Origin of the sequence: Lysobacter sp. CCNWLW3 (assembly GCF_036697405.1) — a bacterium.
In the GTDB taxonomy this organism is placed as follows: Bacteria; Pseudomonadota; Gammaproteobacteria; order Xanthomonadales; family Xanthomonadaceae; genus Lysobacter.
Window position 1 is genome coordinate 125,410 of record NZ_JBAHWA010000003.1, and the last position, 13,524, is coordinate 138,933.

Sequence of the window (13,524 nt, forward strand, 5' to 3'; positions counted from 1 at the left end):
CTGTCCTGCCGCTACGCGCTCAGCGCGCTCCTTCCAACGCGATGCCGTGCGCGCTCAGCCAGGCCTCGACCGCTTCGCGCTGCTGGCGCGCCTGCGCGGTCAGCAGCGAGGCGCGGGTCATGAACAGGTAGCGCTGAAACGTCACGCCCTGGGCATTGCGCGCGTTCGCGTCGGCCCCGGCCTTGAGCAGGTCGAGCGCGCGCTCGGGATCGTTGATCTGGCCCGCTATGTGCAGGGGCGTGTTGCCGACCCGGTCGGCGAGGTTCGGGTCCGCACCCGCGGCCAGCAGGGCGCGGAACTGGACCTCGCGCTCGCCCATCAGCGCAGAGCGCAGCGGGCCGGCGCCGGATTCGGGATTGCGCACATTGGCGTCGACGCCGCGCGCCAGCAGTTCGGCCAGATAGGACGCGTCGTTGGCCGCCGCGGCCATGTGCACGACGGTGTCGCCGTCCACGCCGGGCTGCCTGGGATCCGCGCCCGCGTCCAGCAACGCCTTCAGGCTGTCCAGGCGCTGGTTGAGCAGCGCCCATTGCAGCAGGGTCACCTGCTTGTCGCCGCGCGCGCCCAGATCGGCGCCGGGCGCGAGCGCGCGGATGCGGGCGGTATCGCCGTCGGCGACGGCCTCGGCCAGGGCCGCGACCGCCGGATCGGCGAAAATCTGCTGCGCGCTCGGGCGGGCTTGGGTTGCGAGCATTGCGTTCTTCTCCATGGCGCAAGTCGTACATGCCGCGCATGCGGCGGTCGTCAGCAGGACGGCCATCGCCATCCTTCGGGCCTTCGCGCTATCCAGTCGCATCAGCACCTCTTGGCGCGCGCAGCGCGCACCTACCCCACCGCATGGTGCCGCGAAGACTTGACCGGAACAAGTCGGGGGCCGGCGCCGTCCTGCGCACGGGATCACAGTTCGCCCCACCCGTCTCAGCCTTCGATGCGTCGGAGCCCGGCCGGCGGCGCCCGGCCAGGGCGCGCCGCAAACAAAAACCCCCGCACGCGGCGGGGGCTTTCGGACTCGGCAGGCGCAGGCGCGGCGGTCAGGTCTTCTTCTTGGGCGCGATCATCATGACCATCTGCCGGCCTTCCAGGCGCGGACGCGACTCGATCACGATGTCCTCGCCCAGGTCGGCCTCGATCCGGGCCGCCATCTCGCGGCCGAGTTCCTGATGGCTCATCTCGCGGCCACGGAAACGGATGTTGACCTTGACCTTGTCGCCTTCTTCCAGGAACCGGCGCATGTTGCGCAGCTTGATCTGGTAGTCGCCTTCGTCGGTCACCGGACGGAACTTGAGTTCCTTGATCTCGACCTGCTTCTGCTTCTTCTTGGCCTCGTTGGCCTTCTTCTGCTGCTCGAAGCGGAACTTGCCGAAGTCCATGATCTTGCAGACCGGCGGATCGGCGTTGGGCTGGATTTCGACCAGATCCAGGCCTTCCTCTTCGGCCTGGCGCAACGCCTCGTCGCGCGTGAGCACGCCGATCATTTCGCCATCGCTGCCGATCACGCGCACGCGCGGTACGCGGATTTCCTGGTTCTTACGGTTCGGCTTCTCGGGGGTACTGATTGTTGCAATCTCCAAAGTGGACACGGCGTTCCGTGTCGGGCCGTCCCGGACCGATCCGGGACGGAGTCTGAAACTGGTTGCTGCGGCTTATGCGACGCTCTCGTCGTGCAAACGCGAGGCGAACTCGGCGACGGTCATCGTCCCCAGGTCCTCCCCTCCCCGAGTGCGTACCGCAATCATGCCATTTTCCTTCTCGCGGTCGCCGGCCACGAGCAGGTACGGCACGCGCTGCAGCGTGTGCTCGCGAATCTTATAGCCGATCTTTTCGTTCCGCAAATCGGACTGAACCCGGAACCCTTGATTTGCAAGGAGTTTCCGGACCTCCTCCACATAATCGGCCTGGGCGTCGGTAATGTTCATGACCGTGGCCTGGATCGGGGCCAGCCAGGCCGGGAATTGGCCTGCGTGGTGCTCGATCAGGATGCCGATGAACCGCTCCATCGAGCCCACGATGGCCCGGTGCAGCATGACCGGGGTCCGGCGCTGGCTGTGTTCGTCCACGTATTCGGCGCCCAGACGGCCCGGCATCATGAAATCGACCTGCATGGTGCCCAGCTGCCAGGTCCGGCCGATCGCGTCCTTGAGGTGGTATTCGATCTTGGGGCCGTAGAAGGCGCCCTCGCCGGGCAGCTCCTGCCATTCCACCCCGCAGGCGCCCAGGGCGCTGCGCAGGGCGGCCTCGGCCTTGTCCCAGGTGGCGTCGTCGCCCAGGCGCGAATCCGGGCGCAGGGCGATCTTGATCTGGATGTCCTCGAAACCGAAATCGCCGTAGACCGCCAGCGCCTGCTGGTGGAAGGCCGTCACCTCGGCCTCGATCTGGTCCTCCAGGCAGAAGATGTGGCCGTCGTCCTGGGTGAAGCCGCGCACGCGCAGGATGCCGTGCAGCGCGCCGGAGGGCTCGTTGCGGTGGCAGGAGCCGAACTCGCCGTAGCGGATGGGCAGGTCGCGGTAGCTGTGCAGGCCCTGGTTGAACACCTGGACGTGGCCCGGGCAGTTCATCGGCTTGACCGCGTAGGTGCGCTTCTCCGACTCGGTGAAGAACATGTTTTCCTTGTAGTTGTCCCAGTGGCCGGACTTCTGCCACAGCGACACGTCCAGGATCTGCGGGCAGCGCACCTCGCCGTAGCCGCTTTCGCGGTAGACGCGGCGCATGTACTGCTCCACCACCTGCCAGATCGACCAGCCCTTGGGGTGCCAGAACACCAGGCCCGGCGCCTCTTCCTGCAGGTGGAACAGGTCCTGCTGCTTGCCGATGCGGCGGTGGTCGCGCTTCTCGGCTTCCTCGATGCGCTGGATGTAGGCCGAAAGCTGCTTCTTGTCGGCCCAGGCGGTGCCGTAGACGCGCTGCAGCTGCTCGTTCTTGGAATCGCCGCGCCAGTAGGCGCCGGAGATGCGGGTCAGCTTGAAGGCCTTGAGGAAACGCGTGTTCGGCACGTGCGGGCCGCGGCACATGTCGACGTATTCCTCGTGGTAGTACAGGCCCATGGCCTGCTCGTCGGGCATGTCCTCGACCAGGCGCAGCTTGTAGTCCTCGCCGCGCGAGGCGAACACCTCGATCACCTCCGCGCGCGGCGTGACCTTCTTGATCACGTCGTAGTCCTTGTCGATCAGCTCGATCATGCGCGCTTCGATCGCGGCCAGGTCCTCGGGGGTGAACGGGCGCTCGTACCAGATGTCGTAGTAGAAGCCTTCCTCGATCACCGGGCCGATCACCATCTTCGCGCTCGGGTACAGCTGCTTGACCGCGTGGCCGACCAGGTGGGCGCAGGAGTGGCGGATGATCTCGACGCCTTCCGGGTCCTTGGGGGTGATGATGCGCAGCTTGGCGTCGTGGTCGATGCGGTCGCTGGCGTCGACCAGCTTGCCGTCGACTTCGCCGGCGACGGTGGCCTTGGCCAGGCCGGCGCCGATCGAGGCGGCGACTTCCATGACGGATACGGGCTGTTCGAATTCGCGGCGGCTGCCGTCGGGGAGCGTAATGGCGATCATGGCGTTCGGGATCTGGATTCTTGTAAGGGAAGCGGCGCGCGTAGCGGCCGGGGATTGCGGGCGGCGTCGCCTGGGCGGCGGGGACGCGACCTGGGTCGCGGGCACCGGCCGTTCAGGGAACGGAACTCGAAGCGGGATTCGGTAGCGGAGCAAGAAAAAAGCGCCGCGAGGGCGCCTGCGTACGCAGCAGCCTCGGGCGGTTCAACGATGGGCGCGGGTAGTGTCCATGTCGCACGCTAGGCCGGCGGTTAGGCGGGCCACCTGTTCGCGGGACGCGGCCGGATGCCGCGTCGATACCGCTAATAGTTGGGGACGGACCGGGCCAAGTCAACGAGGACGACGCCCGCGGCCGCGCCGGACGGGCCAGGAGCGCGTCGCGCGCGCCGTCGGCGCCGGGCCCGGCGCCCGAAAACAGAAAGGCCCGGCTCGCGCCAGGCCTTTCGTCACCGAATTGGTGGGCGGTACAGGGTTCGAACCTGTGACCCCTACCATGTCAAGGTAGTGCTCTACCGCTGAGCTAACCGCCCGTCGCCGAACTTGCGTGCAACTCCCCGGCGAGGGGCGCGCAGTGTAGCCCAGCGGCGCGCGGCCGACAAGCGCCCGCGACGCTCGCGCGACCGCCGCGGGCATGCGGCCCCGGCGGCCGCGCTCAGGCCGCGAAACCGGCGTCCTTGAGCTTGCGCAACTGGTCGCGCACGGCCGCGGCCTCCTCGAATTCCAGATCGCGGGCGTGCTGGTACATCTGCTGCTCCAGCGCCTTGATCTTGGCCGAGAACTGGGCCGGGCTGAGCGCGGCGTAATCGGCCAGGGTGTCGCCGACCTTGCGCGTCTTGCCGCGGCCGCGCGCGGTCTCCGACGGATCGGTGCGCGCGCCCTCGAACAGGTCCACCACGGTCTTGGACACCGATTTCGGGGTGATGTTGTGCTCAAGGTTGTATTCGACCTGGCGCGCACGGCGACGGTCGGTCTCGTCGATCGCGGCCTGCATCGAGCGGGTGATCTTGTCGGCGTACAGGATCGCCTTGCCGCGCAGGTTGCGCGCGGCGCGGCCGATGGTCTGGATCAGCGAGCCGGTCGAGCGCAGGAAACCCTCCTTGTCCGCGTCCAGGATCGCCACCAGCGACACCTCGGGCATGTCCAGGCCCTCGCGCAGCAGGTTGATGCCGACCAGCACGTCGAACTTGCCCAGGCGCAGGTCGCGGATGATCTCCACGCGCTCGACCGTGTCCACGTCCGAGTGCAGGTAGCGCACGCGCACGCCGTGCTCGCCCAAGTACTCGGTCAGGTTCTCGGCCATGCGCTTGGTCAGGGTGGTGATCAGCACGCGGTCGCCCATCGCGACGCGCTCGTTGATCTCGCCCAGCACGTCGTCGACCTGGGTCCCGACCGGGCGGATCTCGACCACCGGATCGATCAGGCCGGTCGGGCGCACCACCAGCTCGGTGATCTGCCCTTCCGACTTCTGCAGCTCGTAGGGACCGGGCGTGGCCGAGACGAAGATCGCGCGCGGCGAACGGCCCTCCCATTCCTCGAACTTCAGCGGCCGGTTGTCCAGCGCCGACGGCAGGCGGAAACCGAACTCGACCAGGGTTTCCTTGCGCGAACGGTCGCCCTTGTACATGGCGCCGATCTGCGGCACGGTCACGTGCGATTCGTCGACCACCAGCAGCGCGTCCGGCGCCAGGTAGTCGAACAGGCACGGCGGCGGCTCGCCCGGCATGTGCCCGGTCAGGTGGCGCGAGTAGTTCTCGATGCCGTTGCAGTAGCCGACCTCGGCCAGCATCTCCAGGTCGAACTGGGTGCGCTGGGCCAGGCGCTGGGCCTCGACCAGCTTGTTCTGCGCGTACAGCTGCTCCAGGCGCAGGCGCAGCTCGTCCTTGATCGCGTCGATCGCGTCCAGCACGGTGCGGCGCGTGGTCACGTAATGCGACTTGGGATAGATGGTGTAGCGCGGCAGCTTGCGCAGGGTTTCGCCGGTGAGCGGGTCGAACGCGGTCAGGTTCTCGATCTCGCCGTCGAACAGCTCGATCCGCAGCGCCTCCATCTCCGATTCGGCCGGATGCACGTCGATCACCTCGCCGCGCACCCGGTAGGTGCCGCGGCGCAGTTCGGTGTCGTTGCGCGCGTACTGCATCTCGGTCAGGCGGCGGATCAGCTCGCGCTGGTCGATGCGCTCGCCGCGCACCATGTGCAGGACCATGCGGAAGTATTCGTTGGGATCGCCCAGGCCGTAGATCGCCGAGACCGTGCACACGATGATGGTGTCGCGGCGCTCCAGCAGGGCCTTGGTCGCCGACAGGCGCATCTGCTCGATGTGCTCGTTCACCGAGCTGTCCTTCTCGATGAAGGTGTCGCTGGAGGGAACGTAGGCCTCGGGCTGGTAGTAGTCGTAGTAGCTGACGAAGTACTCGACCGCGTTGTGCGGGAAGAACGCCTTGAACTCGCCGTACAACTGCGCGGCCAGGGTCTTGTTCGGCGCCATCACCAGGGTCGGCTTCTGCACCGACTGGATCACGTTGGCGATGGTGTAGGTCTTGCCCGAACCGGTCACGCCCAGCAGGGTCTGCTGGGCCAGGCCGTTCTCGAAACCGGCGATCAGGCTGTCGATCGCCAGCGGTTGGTCGCCGGCCGGCGAATACGGCGCGACCAGCTGGAAACCTGCGGGATGAATGAGTTCGTTCATGGTCATCGGCTGCGGTCGATCCTCAAGTTTACCCAGACTGCGCGGCGCGCGATCGGGCGGTTTTCCTACACGACCCGACGGGTCCTTCCGATGGTCCGGCATGGCCCCTGCGCGAAAACTGGGGCCTCCCCCGAACGGAATCGGTCGACATGAACACAGGACAACGAGGCCGCGTCGGCGGCTACGCCCTGCCGTCGCTGCTGCTGGGCCTGGGCCTGGTCGGCGGCGGCCTGGGCCTGGGCGCTCCGGCCATGGACACGCTGGAACGCCAGGAGCTTTCCGACACCCTGCAATCGCTGGGCGCGGACGTCGCCTATGCCAGAGGTGCGGCCGTCACCCGCCGGACTCAAGTCGTGCTGTGCCCGCGCAGCGCCGACGGACGCTGCCGCCCGAACGGGCGCTGGGAGTCGGGCTGGCTGATCTTCGTCGACCGCGACGGCGATCGCCGCCCCGACGCCGCCGGCGCGCCCCTGCGCGAAGTCGTCTACGCCCGGCGCGCGCTGAGCATTCGCTCCACTCGCGGTCGCCCCGTGCTGCGTTACGGCCACGACGGCCGCAGCCCGGACAGCGGCCAGCTGCTGCTGGCCTGTCGCGGCGAGACCCTGCTGGGCGAAATGCGCATCGACGCCGCCGGCCGCGTACAGACCAACCGCCCCAAGCACCCTTCGCGCTGCCCGCCGTGACCGCGCAGCGCACGATTTGGACGCTCAGGGCTTGACCCTCCGAGGGGCGCCCCCTAGGATATGCGTCCCCGCCCGAATAGCTCAGCCGGTTAGAGCACTTGACTGTTAATCAGGGGGTCGTTGGTTCGAGTCCAACTTCGGGCGCCAGATACTGAAAGACCCGCGATTTCGATCGCGGGTCTTTTTTTGCGCCTGCGTTTGCCGGCGTCCGGCGCCGGGCCGGACTGCGCAGTCAGCGTTTACGAACGCGCACTCGCCGCACTCGCGCCGCGCCCGCTAAGAGGAACATGCGCAGTCGCCGACGAAGGTCTTGCACTCCGACGGCACCATCCACTGCTCGCGATAGCCTTCGCTGTCGGGAGTGAGCCGGAGCACCCCGCGGCGCGCGCCGATGTACCAGCGCCCGCGGTGCCCGACGATGCTGGACGGGTTGAGCCGCCACCATTGCATGTTGCGATGCAGCTGCGTGGCCGCCAGCGTCTGCATGTCCAGGCGGGTCACGCCGATCACCGTGACCAGGTACCAGCTGCCGTTGCGCGCGTAGGCCGCCAGCGGCGGTTCGTCGAGCCGGAGCACCTGCTCGACCTGCCAACGCCCGCCCTCTGAACGCAAACGATGGATCGTGCCGTCCCTGAGCGTGCGATTCGACACGCCGACGACGTAGATGTCGCCGCGGTGTTGGGCGAAGGCGACCGGGTTGATGTCCAGCAGCGTGCGCCGCTGCCGACCGCCATCGGTCACCCAATCGACGGAACCGCCCCGTAGGCCCTGATTGCGCCCGACCAGCTGGCCGCGCTTGCCGACCGACCACACCAGGTCACCGTTCCTGCCGCCCTGCGCCCGCGGCGAAAACATCAGCTTGTCGCCGCTCACGCGCGCGCGCCATTCCTGCGGGGCCAGGCTGGAGCAATGCCAGTCCAGCTCGGCCCGCGGCGGGTCGACCACCGTCCAGGACGAAGCCGCGGTGGCCGCGATCAGCGCGATGCCGGTCAGCATGGCGCGTTCGCGCCGCGCGCATCGCGCTTGCGCCGGCCCGCGCGCGCACCGCGATCGACGCGGGACGCACGGCCGCCGCAAGCCGGCGGCAGGCCGATAGACCGGCGGTACGTCCGAACCGGCCAATGCAATTCGCAATCCATCGCTCCCCCTTCCCTTTGCCCGGCGCTCGGGCGTTGGCCGCATCTTGGCAGAAGACGAACGCGATCGCTTCGAACCCGGTGCCGCTCCGGCTCAGCGAGCCGCAGGCCCGGGCGCGGCTGCGGGAACCGCCTCCACGAAGCTGCCCGCATCCCCGGCGGCGACCGTCTGCAGGTACTCGTACCACTCGCGTTCGATCTCATCGACCGGGCCGATCCGACGCTCGAAATCCGCCAGCGAGCCGCCGTCGCCGATCAGTGCGCGGAAGCCGGCGGCGTACTTGCCGTCTTCGTAGTGGAACAGGAAGTGGCTCAGGCTCCAGTAGCCGATGTAGTACTGGTTGAAGCGGCGGTTGAGGTCGGTGCGATCGTCGCTGGCGATCAGGGTGCGCAAGGCGACGATGCGGCGGTCGCGGATATCCGCCTGGACGTCGCCGCTCAGGCGCAGGTCGGCCAGCCACCAGATCGGATAGGCGTCGGGATCGATCGTGCCGGGATGCAGCCGCCCGTCCTGCAGGCGGCTGGCGCCGAAGTAGCTGGCCAAGCCCTCGCTGAGCCACTTAGCCGGCTTCAAACCCGCGACCTCGTGGTTCAACTGATGCGTGGCCTCGTGCAGCATCCAGTGATACGGATTGGCGGCGCCCTCGGGGTAATAGGCGTAGCAGGTCGGCGCCAGATAGTAGGCTTCGGCCCAGGCGCTGCTGCGGTTATGGGCGCGGAATTCGCCACGGTTGGCGTAAAGCACGAGCTGGCGCTTGCCCTGCCCAGCCTGGTCCTGCAGGCCGAAGGTCTGCAGATAGGCCGCATGCAGGGCCTCGGCGGCGGCGAGTACGGTACGCGTCTGTTCCGGGGTGGCGGTGCTCCTCGCGCGGTAGTGAGCGCTTTCGTAGGTGGCGCCCGCCTCTTGCGCTGCCGCGGGTGCGCCAGGCCCGGGCAGCGGCGGCGCGCGCTCGCGCGAGCATCCGTGAGCCACGGCGACCACGATCGCCACCAACACGATCGAACCCCAGGCCGAACGCGAACTTCGCATCTGCGCATCCCGATAGGCCGCCCGTCGACGCGGCCGTACGCGAACCATCGCCGAACCGGCGCTGCGATTCAACGGCCCGGGGCGCAAACGAAAAGAGCCGCGGTTTCCCGCGGCCCTCTCGTATCGCAACGAACGTCCAGGCTTACCAGCAGCGCGAGATGTCCGTCGTGGCCGCGGTTTTCACCCCGGCGGCGTTCAAGCCCAAGGTGCCGCACAACGTGTCTTCGGCCTGCGGGCCCTGCGGCGTAGCCGTCAGGTTGTAGCCGTTGACGGTCTGGTTGGCGATCGCGATGTTGTAGTAGGTGGTGCCCTGGCGCGGCGACACATTCATGCCGGTCGGCAGGTTGAAGCCCACATAGGTGTTATTGACCGTGCGGAAACGCTCGGCCAACTGCGCGATCTCGACCAGGTCGGCCTTGGCCTGGCCGCGCCTGGCCTTGCGCACGCTGTCCTGGTACGCCGGCACCGCGACGGCGACCAGGATGCCGACGATCGCGATCGCGATCATCAGCTCGATCAGGGTAAAGCCTCGAATGGCGTTGGGACGGTTCATCTCTCTGGCTTCCTGATTGCGTTAACGGACCTGACGCCACGACTGACGGCCGCACATGCCCCACTTGTACAAGTCGGGGCCACCGGCTGCCTTAACGATACGCGAGCAGGTCGGCATATTCAGGCGGGCGGCGATCTCCGCCGCGGTCGCGTTGGCCGGCAGATCCGGCGGCGGCGGCGGGCTGAAGATGTTCACGTCGGTGATCGGGCCGCTGGTGTCGGATTCCAGCTTCACCGCACCCGCATTGCCGGCCATGGGATCCGCCGTCGGCGAGCCGGACCTCACGCTGCTCATATAGGCACTGCCGCTGAGTGCGCTCAGGCCGTAGAGCCAGTTGGTGCCGCCCGCCGCGCAGCCGGTTTCGGCGGCGTTGGCCGCGGTCGAGACGATCGGCTCGAAGGTCGGGAAGAAGAAAGTACCGTCCTGAATGCGCGGACGTCCGACCATGCGCTCGCCGGTCTGCACCGGCGCGGCCGCGCCGGTCTGCACCGCCAGATCCAGGTACCAACCCGACTTGGTCAGGAAGTTGACGGAGTTCTGGGTGATCTCGCGGACGCCGTCGGCGGTGTCGTTGCTCATCACCTGCTGTTGCAGCGCGGTCTCGCGCGCCGTCGTGATGCGCACGCCGTTGTCGACCACGCCGTACACCGACTGCATGTCCTTGTTGTCGGAATCGCCGCCGAAGGAGTAGGCGCCGGTGCCGAACAGGATCATCACGCCGCTGGACGGACCGGCCACCGCGTTCAGGCCGCCGGTGATGGGCTGGCGCTTGCCGTTGGCGTCCTTGGCGGTGAAGAAGGGCTTGTCGGCGCCGAAGACGACGGTGTTGGTGCGCAGGTCGAACTTCCAGATATTGCCGTGCAGGTCGCCGCCGTAGACGGTATCGACATAGCCGTCGCTGCCGGCCGTGTAGGTGCCGCCGCCCGCCGCGTCATAAACGTAGCGATCCAGCGCCATCACGTTGCCCATGCCGTTGGGGTCGGTCGGCACGCCGGTACCGGCGGCCTCGGCGACCTCGATCGTCGTCACCGAGCCGTCGGCCACGTCGACCACGAACAGCGAAGCCTTGCCGCTGATGCTGCCGTAGCCGTTACCGAAGATCGCCTTCCAACGGGTGCCGCCGGAGGTGCGCACGGGGACGATCAGCGGCTTGCCCAGCACGTGGCCGATACGCTGGCCGGTGGTGCCGGTGACCTTGTCGTTGACCTCCCACATCACGTTGCCGGCGGTGAACAGAGTGGGATCGCTCACGTTCAGACCGAACACGCTGCGGCCGCCGGCGCCGGAGCTGCCGACCAGGACCGTGGCCCAACCGGTGCCGGTGTACGCGTCGGAGACCGTGATCGGGCCGTCGACGAAATAACGGTGCTGGAAGATCTGGTCGCCCTTGCGATCCGGATCGTACGGGAACAGCAGATTGCCCATGTGCCCGACCGAGGTCGCCGGGATGTAGCCGAACGACTCGCCGCCGTTGTCGCCGCGGAAGGCGTGCAGCATGCCGTCGTTGGCGCCGACATAGACCATCGGTATGCGGTTCTTCTTCAGCGTCAGGTAGGCCTCGTAGTTGTACGGGTCGAACTCGGTGGCGTTGGCGCCGCGCAGGGTCATATAACCGTAGTTGTCGAACGACGAGGACACCACCGGCGAGGAATTGATGACGTCGCCCAGCCGGGTGGTACGGTCGCGCATCTTGCCGCCGTTCCTCTTCTCGCCCGTATCCTGGCCGGCCAGATAGGCCACGGCTTCGGTCTCGGTCACACCCAGCGTGGTGACGGCTGCCTTGGTGCAGGTCGAAAGGGTATCGGCGCACAACGTGGTGAACACGTCGCCCAGATTGCTGGACGAGAACGACTTCACCACCGGCTTGACGGCGCCGCCGCTGGTCGTGCCGAACAGCAGGTTACGGCCGGTACGCGGCAACTGCGCGCTCGCCTCCCACTTGGTGGTGAAGGCGATCTGACCGGTGGTATTGACGCTGACAGTCGACGCGGTCAAACGGCTGTACCAATCGGTGTTGTTGTTCTTGGCCTCGTAGAACGGCACCACCGACAGCGAGTTGCTGGAAATGCGCGCGCCGCTCAGACCGGTGCTGCCCGAGGGGCTGGCGCCGCCGGAGACCGAAGCCAGCACGCGGCGCATCGCCGCGGTGATGTCGGCCGGGGTCTTGGCGTTGATGTACTCGCCGCGGGTGTTGACCGAAGCGTGCCAGATGTCGTCGACCGTGGTCGGGTTGTCGTTCTGCCAGCCGGGCCAGGCCGGGTTGGTCACGAACGGATCCTGGGCCACGTCGGGATTGAAGATCGTGCCGCGCGCACCGAGCGTGATGCCGTAGAAATTGATGTGCAGGCGGCGTTCGCAATCCAGCTTATTGCTCGGCGAGGGGCCTTTGCATTCGTCCGGCACGGGCACGCGGCCGGTGCCGCCATTGAGGGCGAAGTTGCCGTCGGAGCGCAGCGGCACCAGGCCGCCGGCTTCGGTGCCCAGGTAGTACTGGCTGACGATGTCGGCCATCGTGTCCGAGTTGGCGTCGGCGAACGGCGCGCCCATATTTCCGTCGACGTTGCCGGTGGTGATGGTGCCGCCGTTGCTGTAGCCGTCGGTGAACAGCATCACCGCGTTCTTCTGGCAAACGCGCAGGACCGGCGCACCGCCCTTGCCGTCGGCGACCGCGTCGGTGCGCCGGAACTGGCTGGCCGCCGCGCTGACCGCCTGGCGGTTCGGCGTGCCGCCGCTGGCGCCCAGCGCGAACACGCCGTTGGTGTACAGGGCGTCGCGACGCGCCTGCACGCTCATGTCCTGCATGTAGACGCGTTCGTTGGCGTTGCCGATCGGATCGTTGAAGCTGCCGTTGGAGTTGATCGGGAAGAAGCCGACGCGCATGTCCTTGATGTCGGCCAGCGAACGGCTCATGCCCGCGACCATCGCGCGGTTGCGGTTGCCGTAATAGCTGAACCAATTGGCGAAGTTCTGCAGCAGCGCGTTGTAGTTGGCGGTGGTGTCGAAGTTCCCCGACGCGATGGTGTACTTCCACATGTTGCAGCCGGTGCCGCAGGCGTTGGCGATCACCGGGCGCGAGGTCGTGTCGGTCTTGTAACCCACCGGCTGCTGCGCTGCCGGCGTGGTCGTCTTCATATAGAAGGTCGCCGGGTAGTACTGCATGTAGACGTTGGTGGTGCCGCCGTTCCAGGTCAGGCCGCCGGTGCCGACGGTGGTGGCATTGCCGCCGACGACCCGATAATTGGTACCCGCCGGCAGGAACATGCCGTTACGCAGAGTGAATACGTCCGTATCGGTGTTGTAGCGGGTCGCGGCCAGATTGACCGTGGTACCCGCGTTGCGCGGATCTACCTTGGTGGCCGTAACCGAGGCGTTGCCGTTGGGATTGGTCGCGCTGTAGTCGTACGGCACCTTGGTCGGCGGCATCGCCGAGGTCAGCCAGGCTTCGTACTTCACGTTCGGATTGAAGAACGAGGGGTTGAAGTCCGACGAGCGCGCGGCGCCCAGCGAATCCAGCGGAGGCAGGCCGAGGAAGCCGGCACCGATACGCGGACCGGGCAACAGGTAGAAGTGGTCGCAGCCGCCGTTGGTGCGCGGCTTACCGGCATTGGCGCCGGTGGTGTAGAACAAACCGTAGGGCTCGGTGGTGCTGTCGCGGCCGAAGCAGACCTCGCCGTCCTGGCCGGGGAACATGGTCTGGAAGGTCATCGAACCGGAGTCGTCGACCGCCATCATGAAGGCCGGCGGCACGCCGTCGCCGCCCAGGTTCAGCGGCGCCTGCGCGAGCGTGCCCGCACCCTGGGTGGTGGTGTTGGCGCTCAGGAAGGGGGTGCGGACGCCGAGCACCACCAGACCGGTCGCGGCAAGAGTGAGGAGAATGCGATTCGCGTTCATGGC

At 67.5% G+C, this 13,524-nt stretch carries 9 protein-coding genes and 2 tRNA genes; 2 read left to right on the forward strand and 9 right to left on the reverse strand.

Translation table 11 applies throughout. The features are described from left to right. Positions 1–19 precede the first annotated feature (19 nt). From V1318_RS07980 to uvrB, 5 genes are all read right to left on the reverse strand, one after another. Positions 20–694 (reverse strand): ankyrin repeat domain-containing protein, encoded by a 675-nt coding sequence (locus V1318_RS07980; RefSeq protein ID WP_332939119.1) that lies wholly within the window; start codon positions 692–694, stop codon positions 20–22. Between the two features lie 337 nt (positions 695–1,031). Further along, on the reverse strand, positions 1,032–1,556 hold the full coding sequence (infC, locus tag V1318_RS07985; protein WP_082576627.1) for a translation initiation factor IF-3: 525 nt from the start codon (positions 1,554–1,556) through the stop codon (positions 1,032–1,034). 87 nt (positions 1,557–1,643) lie between these two features. Beyond that, complete coding sequence (gene thrS, locus V1318_RS07990) at positions 1,644–3,545, reverse strand: threonine--tRNA ligase (RefSeq protein ID WP_332939120.1); 1,902 nt, start codon at positions 3,543–3,545, stop codon at positions 1,644–1,646. A gap of 452 nt (positions 3,546–3,997) precedes the next feature. After that, positions 3,998–4,072 (reverse strand) — tRNA-Val (locus tag V1318_RS07995). Between the two features lie 122 nt (positions 4,073–4,194). Further along, on the reverse strand, positions 4,195–6,228 hold the full coding sequence (uvrB, locus tag V1318_RS08000; RefSeq protein ID WP_332939121.1) for an excinuclease ABC subunit UvrB: 2,034 nt from the start codon (positions 6,226–6,228) through the stop codon (positions 4,195–4,197). A gap of 149 nt (positions 6,229–6,377) precedes the next feature. On the opposite strand from uvrB, the gene V1318_RS08005 reads away from it, so the two are divergent. Together V1318_RS08005 and V1318_RS08010 are read left to right on the forward strand one after the other, a co-directional pair. Further along, the gene (locus tag V1318_RS08005; protein WP_332939122.1) at positions 6,378–6,911 is read left to right on the forward strand and encodes a GspH/FimT family pseudopilin; all 534 of its coding nucleotides are present in this window, start codon (positions 6,378–6,380) and stop codon (positions 6,909–6,911) included. A gap of 70 nt (positions 6,912–6,981) precedes the next feature. Then, a tRNA-Asn gene (locus V1318_RS08010) sits at positions 6,982–7,058 on the forward strand. 129 nt (positions 7,059–7,187) lie between these two features. Here the strand turns inward: V1318_RS08010 and V1318_RS08015 are convergent. From V1318_RS08015 to V1318_RS08030, 4 genes are all read right to left on the reverse strand, one after another. Further along, positions 7,188–7,907 carry a hypothetical protein gene (locus V1318_RS08015; protein ID WP_332939123.1) on the reverse strand — a complete coding sequence of 240 codons (720 nt, stop codon included), beginning with the start codon at positions 7,905–7,907 and terminating at the stop codon, positions 7,188–7,190. 234 nt (positions 7,908–8,141) lie between these two features. Then, positions 8,142–9,077 (reverse strand): DUF1570 domain-containing protein, encoded by a 936-nt coding sequence (locus V1318_RS08020; RefSeq protein ID WP_332939124.1) that lies wholly within the window; start codon positions 9,075–9,077, stop codon positions 8,142–8,144. Positions 9,078–9,219: 142 nt separating this feature from the next. Then, the gene (locus V1318_RS08025; RefSeq protein ID WP_332939125.1) at positions 9,220–9,630 is read right to left on the reverse strand and encodes a type IV pilin protein; all 411 of its coding nucleotides are present in this window, start codon (positions 9,628–9,630) and stop codon (positions 9,220–9,222) included. 21 nt (positions 9,631–9,651) lie between these two features. Beyond that, a complete protein-coding gene (locus tag V1318_RS08030; protein ID WP_332939126.1) occupies positions 9,652–13,521 on the reverse strand; it encodes a PilC/PilY family type IV pilus protein in 3,870 nt (1,289 codons plus the stop codon). Positions 13,522–13,524: the final 3 nt, after the last annotated feature.

Excerpts from the sequence above, each read along its gene's own strand:
- V1318_RS07980 (WP_332939119.1), bottom strand. The coding sequence starts at position 694 with ATGCTCGCAACCCAAGCCCGCCCGAGCGCGCAGCAGATTTTCGCCGAT.
- thrS (WP_332939120.1), bottom strand. The coding sequence starts at position 3,545 with ATGATCGCCATTACGCTCCCCGACGGCAGCCGCCGCGAATTCGAACAG.
- uvrB (WP_332939121.1), bottom strand. The coding sequence starts at position 6,228 with ATGAACGAACTCATTCATCCCGCAGGTTTCCAGCTGGTCGCGCCGTAT.
- V1318_RS08005 (WP_332939122.1), top strand. The coding sequence starts at position 6,378 with ATGAACACAGGACAACGAGGCCGCGTCGGCGGCTACGCCCTGCCGTCG.
- V1318_RS08015 (WP_332939123.1), bottom strand. The coding sequence starts at position 7,907 with ATGCTGACCGGCATCGCGCTGATCGCGGCCACCGCGGCTTCGTCCTGG.
- V1318_RS08020 (WP_332939124.1), bottom strand. The coding sequence starts at position 9,077 with ATGCGAAGTTCGCGTTCGGCCTGGGGTTCGATCGTGTTGGTGGCGATC.
- V1318_RS08025 (WP_332939125.1), bottom strand. The coding sequence starts at position 9,630 with ATGAACCGTCCCAACGCCATTCGAGGCTTTACCCTGATCGAGCTGATG.
- V1318_RS08030 (WP_332939126.1), bottom strand. The coding sequence starts at position 13,521 with ATGAACGCGAATCGCATTCTCCTCACTCTTGCCGCGACCGGTCTGGTG.